At 67.4% G+C, this 17,343-nt stretch carries 17 protein-coding genes; 11 read left to right on the top strand and 6 right to left on the bottom strand.

Annotation, left to right across the window (positions count from 1 at the left end; translation table 11 throughout):
- Positions 1 to 143 precede the first annotated feature (143 nt).
- Positions 144 to 866 carry a hypothetical protein gene (locus LGR44_RS07630; protein WP_226738976.1) on the top strand — a complete coding sequence of 241 codons (723 nt, stop codon included), beginning with the start codon at positions 144 to 146 and terminating at the stop codon, positions 864 to 866.
- A gap of 6 nt (positions 867 to 872) precedes the next feature.
- Here the strand turns inward: LGR44_RS07630 and LGR44_RS07625 are convergent, their stop codons facing one another.
- Together LGR44_RS07625 and LGR44_RS07620 are read right to left on the bottom strand one after the other, a co-directional pair.
- Positions 873 to 2,081 carry an NAD(P)/FAD-dependent oxidoreductase gene (locus tag LGR44_RS07625; protein WP_226738975.1) on the bottom strand — a complete coding sequence of 403 codons (1,209 nt, stop codon included), beginning with the start codon at positions 2,079 to 2,081 and terminating at the stop codon, positions 873 to 875.
- Entirely contained in the window at positions 2,078 to 2,506 is a 429-nt protein-coding gene (locus tag LGR44_RS07620) for an Lrp/AsnC family transcriptional regulator (protein ID WP_226738972.1), read from the bottom strand. The genes LGR44_RS07625 and LGR44_RS07620 overlap by 4 nt, the downstream gene beginning before the upstream one ends.
- A 117-nt stretch (positions 2,507 to 2,623) precedes the next feature.
- Here LGR44_RS07620 and LGR44_RS07615 point away from each other — a divergent pair, with 117 nt between their 5' ends.
- The 4 genes from LGR44_RS07615 to LGR44_RS07600 all read left to right on the top strand — a co-directional run bounded on the left by LGR44_RS07615 (position 2,624) and on the right by LGR44_RS07600 (position 7,614).
- Positions 2,624 to 3,757: a saccharopine dehydrogenase family protein gene (locus LGR44_RS07615; protein WP_226738969.1), complete on the top strand. Its 1,134-nt coding sequence runs from the start codon at positions 2,624 to 2,626 to the stop codon at positions 3,755 to 3,757.
- A 92-nt stretch (positions 3,758 to 3,849) separates the two neighbouring features.
- Positions 3,850 to 5,403 carry an L-piperidine-6-carboxylate dehydrogenase gene (gene amaB / locus LGR44_RS07610; RefSeq protein WP_226738967.1) on the top strand — a complete coding sequence of 518 codons (1,554 nt, stop codon included), beginning with the start codon at positions 3,850 to 3,852 and terminating at the stop codon, positions 5,401 to 5,403.
- An 89-nt stretch (positions 5,404 to 5,492) separates the two neighbouring features.
- Positions 5,493 to 7,172 carry a thiamine pyrophosphate-binding protein gene (locus LGR44_RS07605; protein WP_226738966.1) on the top strand — a complete coding sequence of 560 codons (1,680 nt, stop codon included), beginning with the start codon at positions 5,493 to 5,495 and terminating at the stop codon, positions 7,170 to 7,172.
- A 184-nt stretch (positions 7,173 to 7,356) separates the two neighbouring features.
- A complete protein-coding gene (locus LGR44_RS07600) occupies positions 7,357 to 7,614 on the top strand; it encodes a YjhX family toxin (protein ID WP_226738964.1) in 258 nt (85 codons plus the stop codon).
- A 72-nt stretch (positions 7,615 to 7,686) separates the two neighbouring features.
- Here the strand turns inward: LGR44_RS07600 and LGR44_RS07595 are convergent, their stop codons facing one another.
- The 3 genes from LGR44_RS07595 to LGR44_RS07585 form a co-directional block, all read right to left on the bottom strand.
- Positions 7,687 to 8,250 carry a cysteine hydrolase family protein gene (locus LGR44_RS07595; protein ID WP_226738962.1) on the bottom strand — a complete coding sequence of 188 codons (564 nt, stop codon included), beginning with the start codon at positions 8,248 to 8,250 and terminating at the stop codon, positions 7,687 to 7,689.
- A 5-nt stretch (positions 8,251 to 8,255) separates the two neighbouring features.
- Positions 8,256 to 9,227, bottom strand: coding sequence for a transaldolase (gene tal, locus LGR44_RS07590; protein WP_226738960.1), 972 nt, complete (start codon positions 9,225 to 9,227; stop codon positions 8,256 to 8,258).
- Between the two features lie 69 nt (positions 9,228 to 9,296).
- Complete coding sequence (locus tag LGR44_RS07585) at positions 9,297 to 10,187, bottom strand: LysR family transcriptional regulator (protein ID WP_226738958.1); 891 nt, start codon at positions 10,185 to 10,187, stop codon at positions 9,297 to 9,299.
- Positions 10,188 to 10,312: 125 nt separating this feature from the next.
- Between LGR44_RS07585 and LGR44_RS07580 the strand changes: the two genes are divergently transcribed.
- From LGR44_RS07580 to mmsB, 5 genes are all read left to right on the top strand, one after another.
- The gene (locus LGR44_RS07580) at positions 10,313 to 11,809 is read left to right on the top strand and encodes a CoA-acylating methylmalonate-semialdehyde dehydrogenase (protein ID WP_226738956.1); all 1,497 of its coding nucleotides are present in this window, start codon (positions 10,313 to 10,315) and stop codon (positions 11,807 to 11,809) included.
- Positions 11,810 to 11,962: 153 nt separating this feature from the next.
- On the top strand, positions 11,963 to 13,114 hold the full coding sequence (locus LGR44_RS07575) for an isobutyryl-CoA dehydrogenase (RefSeq protein WP_226738953.1): 1,152 nt from the start codon (positions 11,963 to 11,965) through the stop codon (positions 13,112 to 13,114).
- Positions 13,111 to 13,482 (top strand): DUF5367 family protein, encoded by a 372-nt coding sequence (locus LGR44_RS07570; protein ID WP_226738950.1) that lies wholly within the window; start codon positions 13,111 to 13,113, stop codon positions 13,480 to 13,482. Before LGR44_RS07575 ends, LGR44_RS07570 begins: the two co-directional genes overlap by 4 nt.
- Complete coding sequence (locus LGR44_RS07565) at positions 13,479 to 13,907, top strand: DUF4267 domain-containing protein (RefSeq protein WP_226738948.1); 429 nt, start codon at positions 13,479 to 13,481, stop codon at positions 13,905 to 13,907. The genes LGR44_RS07570 and LGR44_RS07565 overlap by 4 nt, the downstream gene beginning before the upstream one ends.
- A 3-nt stretch (positions 13,908 to 13,910) precedes the next feature.
- Positions 13,911 to 14,804 (top strand): 3-hydroxyisobutyrate dehydrogenase, encoded by an 894-nt coding sequence (gene mmsB, locus LGR44_RS07560; RefSeq protein WP_226738946.1) that lies wholly within the window; start codon positions 13,911 to 13,913, stop codon positions 14,802 to 14,804.
- Here the strand turns inward: mmsB and LGR44_RS07555 are convergent, their stop codons facing one another.
- A complete protein-coding gene (locus LGR44_RS07555; RefSeq protein ID WP_226738943.1) occupies positions 14,805 to 15,938 on the bottom strand; it encodes an FAD-dependent oxidoreductase in 1,134 nt (377 codons plus the stop codon).
- A gap of 121 nt (positions 15,939 to 16,059) precedes the next feature.
- Here LGR44_RS07555 and LGR44_RS07550 point away from each other — a divergent pair, with 121 nt between their 5' ends.
- Positions 16,060 to 17,271, top strand: a complete 1,212-nt coding sequence (locus tag LGR44_RS07550; RefSeq protein WP_226738942.1) for a peptide ABC transporter permease — start codon at positions 16,060 to 16,062, stop codon at positions 17,269 to 17,271.
- The last annotated feature ends 72 nt before the right edge of the window (positions 17,272 to 17,343 follow it).

The following is a 17,343-nucleotide window of genomic DNA, read 5'->3' as shown; positions in this document are numbered from 1 at the left end:
GATGACATTTCCATGACGGAAACATGACAATCATAGCCGGCTCCAAAATGGAAGCCCTTTCGTTGAGCAGGCTTAACGCCCGGGCGGGAACAGGCCCGAGCGGCAGATCGTTGAGATCCTATATCCCAACGGAAGAGAGTCCCATGCCCCAGATGATCACGGCCCTGTTCGAGAATGCCGCCCAGGCGCGCCAGGGCTTGCAGGCGCTGATTGAGATGGGGATCGCCCAAAACCGCATCGTCGCCGTCGGATCGGAGGATGCCCGGGAGGTCTCGGCGATTTCCGGTTTCCGCACCCTGTCGGCCCGCGACGACGCCCAGGCGGCCCTCCACGACCTGAACCTGCCGCCGGACGACCTTCGCGTCTTCGAGGAGGGGCTGCGCAAGGGCTGCGCCCTCATTGCCGCACAGGTCGACCGGGACAATCTCGAGGAGGCCGCCCGCGTCCTCGAGATGTTCGATCCTGTGGATCTCGATCGGGACAGCCGGGATCGGATGCAGTCGCAGGGCTCCGACATGCCGGCGGCGGATGTGGGCGCCCCCCTCGCCGCCGGGATCACCGGAGGCTCCACCGCGGGCACGACCAACACGAGCGCCCTGCCGGGCATGGGCCTGATGTCGGAGGCCGCGGACGATCTCGGCACGGCCGACCTCCGGACGGACGAGACCGCACAGCCGGGCATGGGCCAGAGCACGACCACGGCCACCGGAGCCCGCCGCGGTGACGAGCGGGCAGACTGGGAGGGCGTCAACGAGCTCGGCGTCCGCTCTCAACCGCCGGCAGCCCAGACGGGCTTTCTTCAGCGCCACATGAACCGGGGCGGCCGCGTCTGGGCCTACGGCTCGGTCGAGGACAACTCCCTCTAGGTCCGCTCAGATGACGTTGCGCTCCAGGAGCGGACGGTTGGCGACCACCCGCTCATAGGCGAGCTCGGACAGGTCCAGGCTCCGGTAGCCTCCGTGGACGATCAGCTCCGAGAGGCCCCGGCCGACCGCAGGCGCCTGCTGCAGGCCATGGCCCGAGAACCCGTTGCACAGGTAGAGGTTCTCGATCTCGCCGGCCCTGCCGATGATGGCGTTGTGGTCGAGAAGGCACATGTCGTAGGGCCCCGACCAGGCGCGGCCCGGCTTGATCGCCTCGAAGGCAGGGACGCGGTGGGCCAGGGCGGGCCAGATGAATTCCTCGAAGAAGGAGAAGTCGATCTCCTGGGTCGCAGGATCCTCGTCCCTCCAGTCCGGATCGAGATCGGCCTCGGGCGACGCGCCGCAGATGAAGTTGCCCTCGCCTTCCGGACGCACATAGGCCCCCGAGGTATCGATGAGCAGCGGGCAGTTCTCGACCCTGTCGCGACAGGTGAAGGTGAAGACGTAACGGCGTTTCGCCTGGACGGGGATGTCGAGCCCCGCCTTTGCCGCGAGCGCCCTGCCGCCGGACCCGGCGCAGTTGACGAGTGCGCCGCAGGCGATGCGGGTGCCGTCCGCGAGGCGCACGGCCACGATCCGGTTGCCCTCCCGCTCGACCTCGACCACCTCGCCCCTCACGTATTCCGCCCCCAGGGAGCGGGCCTTCTTGCGGAAGGCCTGCAGGAGGCCCCAGCCGTCGAACCAGCCCTCGCCCGTGCGGCCCCAGGTGCCGGCCTTCAGATCCTCGACATTGAGCCAGGGGAAGCGCGCCTTCAGGGCGGCGGCGTCCATGTAAAGGATATCCGCGCCCTCCGCCGCCTGGAGCGCCTGGTTCTCGGCGAGCGTCGCCGCGCCTGCCTCCGTGGCGCAGTAGAGATAGCCTCCCTCCTTGAGGTCGATCTCCGGCCGCTCGCCGTCGACCGCGAGGCGGTCGCCGATGCTGCGCAGGAACTGGATCCCGTAAAGCGAGATCCTGATGTTCACCGCGCTGGAATATTGCTGGCGGATCGAAGCGGCCGAGAGGGCGGAGGCCGAGAGCTGGTAGGTCGGATCCTTCTCGACGACGACGACCCGCCCCTTGAAGCCCGGGTCGGCCAGCAGGTGATAGGCCGTCGACGAGCCCATGACGGCACCGCCGACGATGACGACATCGGCTGAGGAGGAGGCGTTGGAAATCATCGTTCGAATTTCGTTGAGAGGATGATCGAGGACTGGGTGCGCTCCACGCCCTCGACCGCGCCGATCTTGTCGATGGCGGCATCGAGGGAGGGGACGTCTTCGGCCTCTACCACTGCCAGAAGATCAAAGACACCCGCAACGGAATGAAGGGCGCGCAGTTCAGGCATGCGCTGGAGCGCGGTGACGACTCCCGCGGAGGCTTTGGGCGCCACGACGATGGTCACGTGCGCCCGCACCATCCGCCGGCCGATCTCCTCGGCCAGCCTTACGGTATAGCCGACGATGACCCCCCGCCGCTCCAGACTTTCGACCCGGGCCTGAACGGTCGTCCGGGACAGCTTCAGACGCCTGGCCGCCTCGGCGTGGCCGATGCGGGCATTCTCACGCAGGAGGGCAATCAGGGCGCGGTCCGTGGCGTCGATCATCGATCTGTTCAATGGCTCTGGCGATATGCCGAAACCTACTTGGCTTTTCGTCAACCTGTCTATGGCGTTTTGCAGCCGCCTGCCTTTTTCTCAGGCCAACAGCAAAGGGAGATCCATATGCATTCCATCCTCGTCATCGGTGCCGGCAAGATCGGCTCCACCATTGCCGACATGCTCCATGCCACGGGCGACTATGCCGTGACCGTCGCCGACGGCTCCGCGGCCGCCCTGGAGGCCGTGGCGCGGGATGGGATCAAGACGATCCAGCTCGACTTCAACGACGCGGTGGCCCTGCAGGCGGCCCTGAAGGGGCATTACGCCGTCCTGAGCGCGGCGCCCTATCACCTGACCGGCCATGTGGCCCAGGCCGCCCGCCTCGCCGACGTCCATTACTTCGACCTCACCGAGGACGTCGCCACGACCCGCATGGTCAAGGAGCTGGCCGAGGGCGCGAAGACCGCCTTCATTCCGCAATGCGGCCTGGCTCCGGGCTTCATCTCCATCGTGGCTCACGACATCGCCCGCCGCTTCGACAAGCTCGACACGGTCCGCCTGCGGGTCGGCGCCCTGCCGCAATACCCCTCGAACGCGCTCTCCTATAACCTCACCTGGAGCACGGACGGCGTCATCAACGAGTATATCGAGCGCTGCGAGGCCGTGGTCGACGGCAAGCTCCGGGAGGTCCCGGCCATGGAGGAGCTGGAGGAGTTCTCCCTGGACGGCACCCGCTACGAGGCCTTCAACACCTCGGGCGGCCTGGGCACCCTGTGCGAGACCCTCGACGGCCAAGTGCGCAGCCTGAACTACAAGACGATCCGCTATCCGGGCCATTGCGCGCTGATGCGGGTCCTTCTGAACGACCTCCAGCTTCGCAATCGCCGCGAGGTTCTCAAGGACATCCTCGAAAATGCCGTGCCGGCCACCATGCAGGACATGGTCATCGTCTTCGTGACCGTGACGGGCGAGCGCGAGGGACGCCACGTGCAGGAGACCTATGCCCGCAAGATCTACGGCCAGAAGGTCGCAGGCGTCCAGCGCACCGCCATTCAGGTGACGACCGCCGCCGGCATCTGCGCCATGCTCGACCTTCTCGTCGGGGGCAAGCTGCCGCAGCAGGGCTTCCGCCGTCAGGAGGAGGTCGATCTCGACACCTTCCTGGCCAACCGCTTCGGCCGCGTCTATGCGGGCGAGCTGCTGGAGGAGACGGGCGGCAAGGGCAGCAAGAAGATCGGCCTCGACGCCGTCGCCTGATTTCATTTAAACACGGCGGCACGACGTGCCGCCGTTCCGCTTTTCAGATCTGAGCGAGGGGCGGCAACCCTTCGACTGACCGGGAGACCACCATGTCCGCAAGCCTAAAGCCTGTCTCCGCCACACCCGCGACCGTTGCGGAAGAGGCGCGCTCCATCTTGTCCCGCCTCGGCGTGCCGGACAGCGTCTTCGCCCCGACCGGCCGTCCGGCCACCTCGCCGATCACCGGCGAGATCATCGTCCATGTCCGCGAGACCACCCCGGACGAGGCTCGCGCCGCCATCGGCCGGGCCGACGCCGCCTTCAAGGTCTGGCGCAAGCTGCCGGCGCCGAAGCGCGGCGAGTTCGTGCGCCTGATCGGCGAGGAGCTGCGCGCGGCCAAGGAGGATCTCGGCCGCCTCGTGACGCTGGAAGCCGGCAAGGTTATTTCCGAGGGCCTCGGCGAGGTGCAGGAGATGATCGACATCTGCGATTTCGCGGTCGGTCTCTCCCGCCAGCTCTACGGCCTGACCATCGCGACCGAGCGCGCCGACCACCGCATGATGGAGACCTGGCACCCGCTGGGCGTCTGCGGCGTGATCTCCGCCTTCAACTTCCCCGTGGCCGTCTGGTCCTGGAATGCGGCGCTCGCCTTCGTCTGCGGCGATCCCGTGGTGTGGAAGCCCTCCGAGAAGACCCTGCTCACGGCGCTTGCCACGCAGGCCATCGTCGAGCGCGCCGCCAAGCGCTTCGGCGGCGTGCCCGAGGGCCTCTCCGAGGTTCTCCTCGGCGGCCGCGAGATCGGCGAGATCCTGGTCGAGGATCACCGCGTGCCTGTTCTCTCCGCCACCGGCTCCACCGCCATGGGTCGCCAGGTCGGCCCCAAGCTCGCGGCGCGCTTCGCCCGTGCGATTCTGGAGCTCGGCGGCAACAACGCCGCGATCGTCGCGCCCTCCGCCGACCTCGATCTGGCTCTGCGCGGCATCGCCTTCGCGGCCATGGGCACGGCGGGCCAGCGCTGCACCACCCTGCGCCGTCTCTTCGTGCATGAGAGCGTCTACGATCAGCTCGTGCCGCGCCTGAAGAAGGTCTACGGCAGCGTGAAGATCGGCGATCCCCGGGCGGACGGCGTTCTCGTCGGCCCGCTGATCGACAAGTCCGCCTTCGACGGCATGGAGCGGGCGCTCGACGAGGCCCGCGCCGCCGGCGGCACGGTGCATGGCGGCGGGCGCTACACGGATGCGGATCTCGGCGACGGCTACTATGCCCGTCCCGCCCTGGTCGAGATGCCGGAGCAGACCGGCCCCGTCCTGCGCGAGACCTTCGCGCCGATCCTCTACGTGATGCGCTATTCGAACCTGGACGAGGTGATCGAGCAGCACAATGGGGTGGGAGCGGGCCTGTCCTCCTCGATCTTCACCCTCGACATGCGCGAAGCCGAGACCTTCATCTCGGTGGCGGGCTCCGATTGCGGCATCGCCAACGTGAATATCGGCCCCTCGGGCGCCGAGATCGGCGGCGCATTCGGCGGCGAGAAGGAGACGGGCGGCGGTCGCGAGGCTGGCTCCGATGCCTGGAAGGCGTACATGCGCCGCGCCACCAACACCATCAATTACGGCACGACCCTTCCGCTCGCCCAGGGCGTGAAGTTCGACGTCGACGCGTAATTGATCAGGTGACATTCCCTTGAGAGGGTGAAGGGCATATCCTGCCCTTCACCAACCCTTCCGATTTCCTTTCTTCTCGCGAGCCTCCCATGAAAGCGCCCTCCCGCACCGGCGGTCAGATCCTTGTCGATCAGCTCCTCGTTCATGGAGTCGATCACATCTTCTGCGTTCCGGGGGAGAGCTATCTCGCGGCGCTCGACGCGCTCCACGACGCCGACATCAACGTCACCGTCTGCCGCCAGGAAGGCGGCGCAGCCATGATGGCGGAGGCCTACGGCAAGCTCACCGGCCGGCCGGGCATCTGCTTCGTCACCCGCGGCCCCGGCGCCACCAACGCCTCGCCCGGCATTCACATCGCCAAGCAGGACTCGACGCCGATGATCCTGTTCGTCGGCCAGATCGAGCGCGGCATGCGCGAGCGCGAGGCCTTCCAGGAGCTCGATTACCGCGCCGCCTTCGGGCCCCTGGCCAAATGGGCCACGGAAGTCGACGATCCGGCGCGCTTTCCCGAGATCGTCTCCCGCGCCTTTCATGTCGCCACCTCCGGCCGCCCCGGCCCGGTCGTGATCGCCCTTCCCGAGGACGTGCTCACGGAAGTGACCGGCGTGGCGGACGCCCCGCCCTATCAGGTGATCGAGACCCACCCGTCCCTCGGGCAGATGGCGGAGCTGCAGAAGCTGCTGCACGGGGCCAGGAATCCTGTCGTTCTCCTGGGCGGGAGCCGCTGGTCGGAGACGGCTGTGCAGCGCTTCATGCGTTTTGCCGAGCGCTTCGACCTGCCGGTCGCCTGCAGCTTCCGCCGCCAGATGCTCTTTCCGGCCGATCATCCGTCCTATATCGGCGACCTGGGCCTCGGCGTGAACCCGAAGCTCGTCGCCCGGATCAAGGAGGCCGACCTCATCCTCATGGTGGGCGGGCGCCTTTCGGAAATCCCGAGCCAGAGCTACACCCTCCTCGACATTCCCTCGCCGCGGCAGAAGCTCGTGCACGTTCATCCGGATCCGAGCGAGCTCGGCCGGGTGTACGCGCCGCACCTCGCCGTCAACGCCTCGCCGATCGCCTTCTCGGCGGCGCTCGAAAGCGTGCATCCGCCCGCCACGCTTCCCTGGAGCGAGGGCACGAAGGCCTCCCATGAGAGCTATCTCGCCTGGAGCGACCCGAAGGGTATCCGTCATCCCGGTCCGCTCCAGATGGGCGAGGTGATGGCCCATCTGCGCGAGACGCTGCCCGCCGAGACGATTTTCTGCAACGGCGCCGGCAACTTCGCCACCTGGGTCCACCGTTTCTGGCCGTTCCGGAAGTACGGCACCCAACTCGCGCCGACCTCCGGCTCCATGGGCTACGGCCTGCCCGTCGCCGTCGGCGCCAAGCGCTTTCGGCCGGAAAGCCCGGTGGTGGTGTTCGCGGGCGACGGCGACTTCCTCATGAACGGGCAGGAATTCGCCACCGCCGTGCAGTACGACCTGCCGATCCTGGTGATCCTGCTCGACAACGGCATGTACGGCACGATCCGCATGCACCAGGAGCGCGAATATCCCGGCCGCGTTTCGGCCACGATGCTCAAGAACCCGGACTTCGCCGCCTATGCCAAGGCCTTCGGCGGTCACGGCGAGCGGGTGGAGCGGACGGAGGATTTCGCACCCGCCCTCGAGCGGGCGCTGGCCTCCGGCAAGCCGGCCATCCTGCACTGCCTGATGGACCCCGAGGCGATCACGCCGAGCATGTCGCTCTCGGCCATCCGCGAAAAGGCGCTGGCGAGCCAAAGCTGAGCATTGACGGAATAATGTGGCGGCTCCTATAACGGGGCCGTTATCCACCTGGAGCTTTGATGCGCAGAGAGACCGAGTCCCGGTAAGGCCCGCCACCTGAAGGCGGGCAGCGGCTGATCGTTCAGCCGAGCGCGCGTGTGCGCGCCTCTCTCCGACACGATACACAAAGCTTTGGGTTTTTCCCGTGAACGTTTCACGCAATGGCCAGCGCGTGCTCCACGTGCTCGCTCAGGGCGGTCTCATTCGTCATTACAGGGACGAGAACGGCCGCATTTCCGAAATCGAATGCCTGACCCGCGAGGGCTGGCTGATGTCGCTCTGCACGCTGGAGCTGTTCAAGGCGCTGCGTCAGAAAGGGCTGATCGCCTCCTCGAACGGAGGTCCCTACCGCATCACGCGCATGGGGCTGCAGGCGGTGCGGAGCCGGCCCGACAACCGTTGAGCCGTTTTCCTTCGACAGCAAAAGGGAGGCGGCTCTGCCGCCTCCCGACAACCCCTCGAAGCATAAATCCTCTCAAGCCTCGGGGCGCATCTCCACGGCGCTTGCGGGTTTGACCCTGATCGTGGCGGCTCCGGCATCGAATCCGTCGAGCAGGGCGTTGTGGTGCTCCACGATCTGCTCGACCGTGAACTTGTCCGTATCCGCCGTCGTATGGGCGTCGGCCACGAGGGTTACGTCGTAGCCGAGGCTGACGGCGCGCCGGCAGGTGGTGTCGAAGCAGTACTGCGTCATGAGACCGGTCACCACGAGATGATCGATCCTGCGCGCCGAGAGCACGTCCTGAAGATCCGTCCCGTAGAACGAGTCGCAGGCCGTCTTCCGGACGACGATGTCGTCCGGGGTCCGGCCCAGATCGCCGCAGATCTCCCATCCCGGCGTGCCGGTCTCGAGACGGTGTCCCTGGCCGCCGTCATGCTGGACGAAAACGACGGGAACGTCCCGCTCCCGCGCCTGTCGCACCAGATCGGCGATCCTGCCGCGGACCTGGTCGAAGCGCTCCCTGACGGCCGGGCGCACGGCACCCGGCACTTTCAGGATATCCGTCTGCACGTCGATGATGAGGAGAGCCTTGGACATCGGGATCAGGCCGCCTTCGCTTCCTCGAGCCGCCGCGCCACGAGGGTGCGCAGGGAACGCAGGTCCTTCACGAACTGACGGATGCCCTCCGAGAGCTTCTCGGTCGCCATCGCGTCCTCGTTCAGGGCGAAGCGGAAGCTCTTCTCGTCGAGCCGGGCGGGAGCCGGAACCCTCTCCACGTTGTCGGGCGACAGCTTGCGCGGCAGATCGCCTTCCGCCTTGGCGAGCTCGTCGAGCAGCGCGGGCGAGATGGTGAGCCGGTCGCAGCCGGCGAGCGCCTCGATCTCTCCGATGTTGCGGAAGGACGCGCCCATGACCACGGTCTTCACCCCTTGCGCCTTGTAGGAGGCGTAGATGTTGCGCACGGACAGGACGCCCGGATCCGTCTCGCCCGTATAGGGTCCGCCGCCCGCCTTTACGTGCCAGTCGAGGATGCGGCCGACGAAGGGGGAAATGAGGAATACGCCCGCCTCCGCGCAGGCCTGGGCCTGGGCCTGGCAGAACAGGAGCGTCAGGTTGCAGTCGATGCCTTCCTTCTGGAGCACCTCGGCCGCGCGGATGCCCTCCCAGGTGGAGGCGATCTTGATCAGGATGCGCTCGCGCCCGATCCCACGCTCCTCGTAGGCCTTGATGATGGCGCGGGCCTTGGCGACCGTCGCTTCCGTGTCGAAGGAGAGATCCGCATCCACCTCGGTCGAGACGCGGCCCGGCACGATGCCGGCGAGCTCCGCCCCGAAGGCGACCGCAAGACGGTCGCAGATGGCGGCCACCGCTCCTTCGCGCGAACCGCCCTGGGCGCGGCCCCAGGTCAGGGCCTCGTCCACGATATGCGCATAGGCCGGGGTCTCCACGGCCTTGAGCAGCAGCGTCGGGTTCGTGGTGCAGTCCTGCGGTTTCAGGCGGCGCACCGCGTCGAGGTCGCCCGTATCGGCGACGACGACCGTCATGGCGCGCAATTGGTCGAGCTTGGAGGACATCGAAATCTCCGTGGAAATGTTGCGTCAGCCTTTAGACTGTCTGGCCTGTCTCGTGAAGCCCAACGCCCGTCACAGGAACAGGGTCCGGTTGGCCTTGACCCGGCCCAGGATGAACGAGTGGACCTCCTCGACACGGCGCAGGTTGCGCACCTCCGCATGCATGACGAGCCAATAGGTGCGTAGGAAGGACAGGGAGGGCACGACCACCTGCAGGTCCGGGAGCTGCCGGATGGCGTAGTCGTGCAGCACGCCGACGCCGACCCCCGCACGGACGGCCTGCACCTGGGCCACGACGCTGGCGCATTCGTAGCGGCGGGAGGTGTATTTCTCGAGGCCGGAGAAATAGTCGAGCACCGGGCTGTAGACGAGGTCCGGCACGTAGGTGACGAGGGTCTTGCCCGCGAGATCGGACGGGTCCTCGATGGGGCCGTGCCGGTCCAGATAGGCCTTCGAGGCATAGAGCCTCAGGCGGTAATCCGTGAGCTTCCGGGAGACCAGCCGCCCTTCCGTCGGCTGCTCGAGGGTGATGGCGATGTCCGCCTCGCGCTTGGACAGCGAGAAGGTACGCGGCAGGGCGACGAGCTGGAGCGTGAGGTCCGGGTGCTGCTCGGCGAGCGCGCCGAGTTCGGGCGCCAGGAAATAGGTGCCGAACCCGTCCGGCGCACCGATCCGGACGGTGCCGGAGAGCGCCAGATCGGAGCCCCCCACCTCGCTCGCCACCGCGAGCGCCTGGGTCTCCATGCTTTCCGCCTTGGAGAGCAGGCGCTCCCCCTGTTCGGTCAGAGCATAGCCCTGGGGCTTGCGCTCGAAGAGCTTGGTCTGGAGCGCGCTCTCGAGGGCCGAGATGCGGCGCGAAACCGTGGTATGATCCGCCTCCAGACGGCGCGCGGCCACGGTGAGACGACCTGCCCGTGCCACGGCGAGGAAGAAGCGCAGGTCGTCCCAGTCGAAAGCGTTCACGGGTTCAAGCCCTTCGAAGACATATTGGCATTTTCGCACAACGCCGCCTCAGTTTTACCCATAGTCGTGCGTTTTCGACAATGGTAGAAGGGGCGGCATCACAACATCCCCTGAGGAGAGACGCCATGCGCGAAGTCGGACATTTCATCGGCGGCAAGCAGGTTCCCGGCAAGTCCGGCCGGACGACCGAGTTCTTCCAGCCCATGACCGGCGAGGTCATCGGCCGGGTCGCGCTGGCCTCGAAGGACGAGCTGCGCGAGGCGGTGGAGAACGCCAAGGCCGCCCAGCCCGCCTGGGCCGCCACCAATCCGCAGCGCCGCGCCCGCGTGCTCATGAAGTTCCTCGATCTCATCGCCAAGGAGACCGATTCCCTCGCCGAGCTGCTCGCCCGCGAGCACGGCAAGACCGTTCCCGACGCGAAGGGCGACATCCAGCGCGGCGTCGAGGTGGTGGAGTTCGCCTGCGGCATCCCGCACCTCCTCAAGGGCGAGTTCACGGAAGGCGCCGGCCCCGGCATCGACATGTATTCGATCCGCCAGCCGCTGGGCGTCGTGGCCGGCATCACCCCGTTCAACTTCCCGGCCATGATCCCGATGTGGAAGTTCGCCCCGGCCATCGCCTGCGGCAACGCCTTCATCCTCAAGCCGTCCGAGCGCGATCCGGGTGTGCCGATGCGCCTCGCCGAGCTGATGATCGAGGCGGGCCTGCCGGCCGGCATCCTCAACGTGGTCAACGGCGACAAGGAAGTGGTGGACGCGATCCTGGACGATCAGGACGTCAAGGCCATCGGCTTCGTCGGCTCCTCTCCGATCGCTCAGTACGTCTATTCCCGCGCCACCGCGAACGGCAAGCGCGCGCACTGCTTCGGCGGCGCCAAGAACCACATGATCATCATGCCCGATGCGGACATGGACCAGGCGGTCGACGCGCTCATCGGCGCGGGCTACGGCTCGGCGGGCGAGCGCTGCATGGCCGTCTCCGTCGCCGTGCCGGTCGGCAAGGCCACCGCCGACAGCCTGATGGACAAGCTGATCCCGCGGGTGGAAAGCCTGAAGGTCGGCCCTTCCACCGATCCGAGCGCCGATTTCGGCCCGATGGTCACGAAGGCCCACATGGAGAAGGTTCGCTCCTATGTGGATCTCGGCGTCCAGGAAGGCGCGAAGCTCGTCGTGGACGGCCGTAACTTCAAGATGCAGGGCTACGAGAACGGCTTCTACATGGGCGGCTGCCTCTTCGACGAGGTTCGCCCCGACATGCGCATCTACAAGGAAGAGATCTTCGGCCCCGTCCTGTCGGTGGTGCGCGCCAACGACTACAACGAGGCGCTGCGCCTGCCGAGCGAGCACGAGTACGGCAACGGCGTCGCGATCTACACCCGCGACGGCGACGCCGCCCGCGACTTCGCCTCCAAGGTGAATGTGGGCATGGTCGGCATCAACGTGCCGATCCCGGTGCCGCTGGCCTACTACACCTTCGGCGGCTGGAAGGCCTCGGGCTTCGGTGACCTGAACCAGCACGGCCCCGATGCGGTGCGCTTCTACACCAAGACGAAGACGGTCACCTCCCGCTGGCCGTCCGGCATCAAGGACGGCGCCCAGTTCGTCATGCCGACGATGCAGTAATTCGCACATCATGGGGAAAGGCCGGGCTCTCGCTCCCGGCCTTTTCTGCTCTAGAGACGTATTTTCCGGCGTAGCGGATCCACTTCGGCGGAAAGAGCTCTAGATCGAAAGTATGGGTGCACGAAAGCGCCCAAGCATGACGATTTAGGCGCCATGAATCAGTTCTCCCTCACCGAAGACCAAATCGCCGTTCGCGACATGGCCCTCGCCTTCGCGGCGGACAACCTCGCCCCCCATGCCCTCGAATGGGACGAGAAGAAGCATTTTCCCGTCGATGTGATGCGCGAGGCGGCGGCCCTGGGCATGGCGGCGATCTATACCCGCGACGATGTCGGCGGATCGGGCATGACGCGGCTCGACGCTGCGCTCATCTTCGAGGCGCTCGCCACCGGCTGCCCGGCCGTCTCGGCCTATCTGTCCATTCACAACATGGTCGCCTGGATGATCGACCGCTACGGCTCCGAGGAGCAGCGACAGCGCTTTCTCCCGGGCCTGTGCAGCATGGACCTCATCGGCAGCTACTGCCTGACCGAGCCCGGCTCCGGCTCGGACGCGGCGGCGCTCAAGACCCGCGCCATGCGCGACGGCGACCATTACGTCGTCAACGGCGTGAAGCAGTTCATCTCGGGCGCCGGCACCTCCGACATCTACGTGACCATGGTGCGCACGGGCGATAGCGGGCCCTCGGGCATCTCCACCCTCGTGATCGAGAAGGACAGCCCCGGCCTCTCCTTCGGAGCCCAGGAAAAGAAGATGGGCTGGAATGCCCAGCCCACGGCCGCCGTGATCTTCGAGGACGTGCGCGTGCCCGTCGCCAACCGCCTTTCCGACGAGGGCATGGGCTTCAAGATCGCCATGTCCGGCCTCGACGGCGGGCGTCTCAATATCGGCGCCTGTTCGCTGGGCGGCGCGCAGGCGGCCCTCGACAAGGCTCTCGCCTACACCGCCGACCGCAAGGCCTTCGGCAAGCGCATCGCGGATTTCCAGGCCCTCCAGTTCCGCCTGGCCGACATGGCGACCGAGCTCGAAGCGGCCCGCACCTTCCTGTGGCGCGCCGCCTCCGCTCTCGATGCCAAGGCGCTCGATGCGACGAAGCTCTGCGCCATGGCGAAGCGGATGGCGACCGATACCGGCTTCAAGGTGGCCAACGACGCGCTCCAGCTCCATGGCGGCTACGGCTACCTGGCCGATTACGGGATCGAGAAGATCGTGCGCGACCTGCGGGTCCACCAGATCCTGGAGGGCACCAACGAGATCATGCGCCTCATCGTGGCGCGCGACCTCGTCGGGCGGGGGAACGTATGATTTTCAGATCGCTGGGCCTCGGCTTCGGCATCGCCGTGGCGATCTTCGCGCTCTTTTCCCTGGCCGGCCCCGGGTTCTTCCTCGAGGGCCGCCGCCCCTTCCAGCTCAACTTCACCGCCGGCGCAGTCCTCGGCCTGCTGCTGGGCCTCACCGGCCGTCATGTGCTGCGCGTGCCCGCGAAGGATGCTGTCAGGGCCATGGTGCTCGCAGCCGTTCCCGGCATGCTGATCATGGCGGCCGTGGGCTCCCACTTCGCCGTGTTCTTTCCCGAGCTGAACCCCGCCCTCGACAAGGTTTTCGGCTCGCTCATGCTCTGGTTCTACGGCTTCGCGCTCGTCGGGGCGCTCTGGACGGCGCGGCGCGCATGAGCGGCGGGCGGGAGCGGCGCGGACTGCCCTCGGGCGAGCTCAGCACCTGGCTTGTTCTCTCGCTCTCGGTCGTCTTCGTTCTCCTCGGTATTCTCTTCGTCTTCGCGCCCCGGGCCGGGGCGGCCCTGTTCGGCATCCGACCGACGGAGGAAGCGGGCCTCGCCTACGTCTCGGCCATTGGCCTGCGGGATCTCGCCCTCGGCCTCTATCTTTTCGTCCTGTCGCGAATCTCCACGCGGCGAGCCATCGGCGCGATCCTGGCCGTCACGGTGCTCATCCCCATCGGCGACGTGGTCATCGTGTTCCTGGAGCGCGGCCTCGAGTCGCCGGGACATCTCCTGCTGCACGGCGGCAGCGCCTTCGTCATGGCAGCCAGCGCGGCCTGGCTGCTCGCCCAAGCAAAACACCACGACCGGGAGGACTAACGCATGACCACCATCGCCTTCATCGGCCTCGGCCACATGGGCGGCCCCATGGCCGCCAACCTCGTGAAGGCCGGACATCAGGTGATCGGTTTCGATCTCTCGCCCGCCTCATGCGATCAGGCGCGGGCCGACGGAGCGACGATTGCCGGCTCGGCTGCCGATGCGGTGCGGGACGCGGAAGTCGTCGTCACCATGCTTCCCGCCGGCAAGCATGTGCTGTCGGTCTGGACCGGCATCCTGCCCGCGGTTCGTCCCGGCACGCTCCTGATCGACTGCTCCACCATCGACGTGGACAGCGCCCGGCAGGCTCACGCCCTGGCGCGGGAACAGGATGGAAGCCTCCAGTCCCTCGACGCGCCGGTCTCCGGCGGTGTCGGCGGCGCCAAGGCCGCGACCCTGACCTTCATGGCGGGCGGATCACAGGAGGCCTTCGCGCGGGCCGAGCCGATCCTGTCCCAGATGGGCAAGAAGGTCGTCCATTGCGGCGATGCCGGTGCCGGACAGGCGGCGAAGATCTGCAACAACATGATTCTCGGCATCTCGATGATCGGCGTGGCGGAGGCCTTCGTGCTGGCGGAGAAGCTCGGGCTCTCCCATCAGGCCCTGTTCGACGTGGCCTCCACGGCCTCGGGCCAGTGCTGGTCGCTGACCACCTATTGCCCAGTGCCTGGGCCGGTGCCGACCTCACCGGCCAACAACGACTACAAGCCGGGCTTCGCGGCCGCCCTGATGCTGAAGGACCTGAAGCTGGCGCAGGAGGCGGCCCTCTCGTCCGGCGCGACGACGCCGCTCGGCGCGGAGGCCGCGCAGCTCTACGCGCTCTTCAACGCCGCCGGACACGAGGGCGACGACTTTTCCGGAATCATCAACTTCATCCGCGGTCAGCCGAGAGCCTGATCACCGGAACCGGCGCATGAAGCGCCGGTCGAGCCAGTCCTTCCAGCGCCAGACCCAGCGCCCCTCGAAGGAGAGCCACCGGCCGCGTCCGCCGATGGCGCGGCCGTCGCCGGTTCCGATCAGGATCAGGTGGTCGTGCTGCGGCGTGTAGAACTCCAGCGGCTCGCCGCGCAGGGCGCGCCTGAGGTTGCGGGCGAGCACCGGCCCCTGCCGCACGGCAAAGACCCCCGCCTTGGGACGGGAGCTGACCATCATCGTGGCGCAGTCGCCGGCCGCGAAGACGCTGCTGTCGTTCAGCACCTGGAGCGACGGTCCGACGGCGAGAAAGCCGCGCTCGTCCTTGGCGAGGTCCGAGCCGTTCAGTGCCGGTGGCGCCGCCGCGCCGGTGGAGACCAGAACCGCGTCGGCCGGAACAAGGCTTCCGTCGGCGAGAGTGACGCCGCGCTCGTCCACTCCGACGGCCACGGCATTCGCGTAAAGGGCGATTCGGCGGCGCTTCAGCGCCTGCCTGATCCGCTCTTGCATCCCGCTGTTCAGTTCGGGCGAAGCCCCCGCGCTGACGACCGAGATCTGCATTCCCGCCCCTCCAACCTTCCGCAACGCCGAGGCGGCCGCGAACGCCAGGCAGATGCCCGCAACACCGCCGCCGACGATGGCGACGCGGCGCGGACCGTCCGGTCCTGCCGCGGCGGCCACGAGCCGGTCCCACTTTTCCAGCAGGTCCCCGATCGGCTTCACCGCCAGCGCATGGTCCGCAGCCCCGTCGATCCCCGACAGGTCGGGCGTGATGCCGATATCGATGGACAGGAGGTCGTAGGCGATCTCGCCGCCGCTCCGCAGGCGAACCTGCCTGTTCCGGGCATCGAAGCCGATCGCCTCGTCCTGCACCAGGGTGGCGCCGCTCTCCCGGACCAGCCGCTCCAGATCGATATGCATGGCGTCCCGCTCATAAAGACCCGCGAGATGCCCCGGCAGCATGCCGGAATAGGGGGTGAGCACGTCCTTCGTCACGAGGGTCAGCCGCAGCCCGGGCTCGGGGCGGCGGGCAAAGGCCTCCAGCACGAAGACATGGGCGTGGCCGCCGCCCACGAGGAGGAGGTTTTGCGACGTTTCAGGCAGGTTGCGTTCCATCATGCCGACAATCTTGACGGAAGCGAAGATGGGCGAAGTGTTGCACGACACCTACAGCTTTTACCACTTCAGTCCATTACTCTCCCGGCTTACGAGTGCTCAACCCCTGATTGCCGAGCCGTTCATGGCCCGTTCCGTCTCTCCTCTGGCCGACCCTTCAGCCGATGCCGCGGCCATTCTGCGGCGCCTCGGATTCGCGACCCTGTTCTTCGCGATTCCCATGAGCGCCCTCTTTGCGCGCCGGGCCGTCGTGATCCTGGCGCCGCTGGCCGTGATCCTGCTCGTGCTGGCCGCCGCACTCGACGGCAGCGCCAAGCATCTGGGCCAGAAGCTCGGCGCCGTCGTGACCTCCAGGGGCGGCGTGGCCGGGGCCGTTCTGCTGCTCTGGACGGTTCTGGCGTTGATCTGGACCCCCTTCCTTTCCGAAGCCTCGGAGCGGCTCCTCAACATCGTGGCGATGGCCCTGATGGCGCTCGCCGGCTATCTGGCGCTTCCGGACCGGATGCGCTCGGCCAATCTCTACATCCTGCCCGTGGGCGTGGGCCTTGCCGCCCTGACCGGCATGACGATGGCGCTGCGCGGATCCGGCGGCTTCAACCAGGACGGCCAAAGCTTCGAGAGAGGCATGATCCTGCTGGTTCTGCTGCTCTGGCCGGCCGTGACCTGGCTGCATTCCAGGGGCAGGAACCTGGAAGCCATGGTCCTGGCCATCATCGTCGCCCTCGGCGCCCTCTTCGCGGACGACACCCTGGCTCTTCAGGGATTGGCCGTGGGGGCGCTGATCTTCGCCGTGACGGCCTTCAGCCCGCGCTTCGGCACCCGCCTGACGGCCCTGGCCATGGCGGGGCTCCTCCTCTTCGCCCCGGCCCTCCCCTTTCTCCTCAAACCCCTGGCCGAGAGCCTTCTCGGCGCGAAGGCTCCGCTCGTGGCGAGCCTCGAGACCTGGCGTCTGGTCGTTCTCGACGACCCCCTCCGGCTGATCACGGGCCACGGTCTCGAAACCTCCCTGCGCGGACGCCTGCACGGCCTGGTTCCGCCGGCCGCGCCGCACGGCATCCTGTTCGAGGTCTGGTACGAGCTCGGCCTCGTCGGCGCCGTCGCGGGGGCCGTTCTGCTCTACAGGTCGGTTCTCGGCGCAGGCGGCCATCGCCCGATCCTCGGCCCGGGCATCGTGGCGGCCTTCGCCACCGCCTTCGCGCTTGGCTGCTCGGGCATCGGGACCGCGCAGGTCTGGTGGTTCACGGCTCTCGTGGTCGTCGTGCTGGTTTTCGTCGCCATCGAACGGGGCCAGTTCCGCACCAAACGTCCGAAGGCCATCCTTCGCCCCATCCGCTGACGCAGACCAGACCCGCTCGCGCGAGGTTGACGGATCGGCATCGCCTCTGCTTCGGTAGGGACCTGCTCATTT

The sequence above is a fragment of the Microvirga lenta genome (assembly GCF_020532555.1).
In the GTDB taxonomy this organism is placed as follows: domain Bacteria; phylum Pseudomonadota; class Alphaproteobacteria; order Rhizobiales; family Beijerinckiaceae; genus Microvirga; species Microvirga lenta.
Note: the sequence above shows the minus strand (reverse complement) of the source record. Positions and strands in the feature narration are given on the sequence as shown.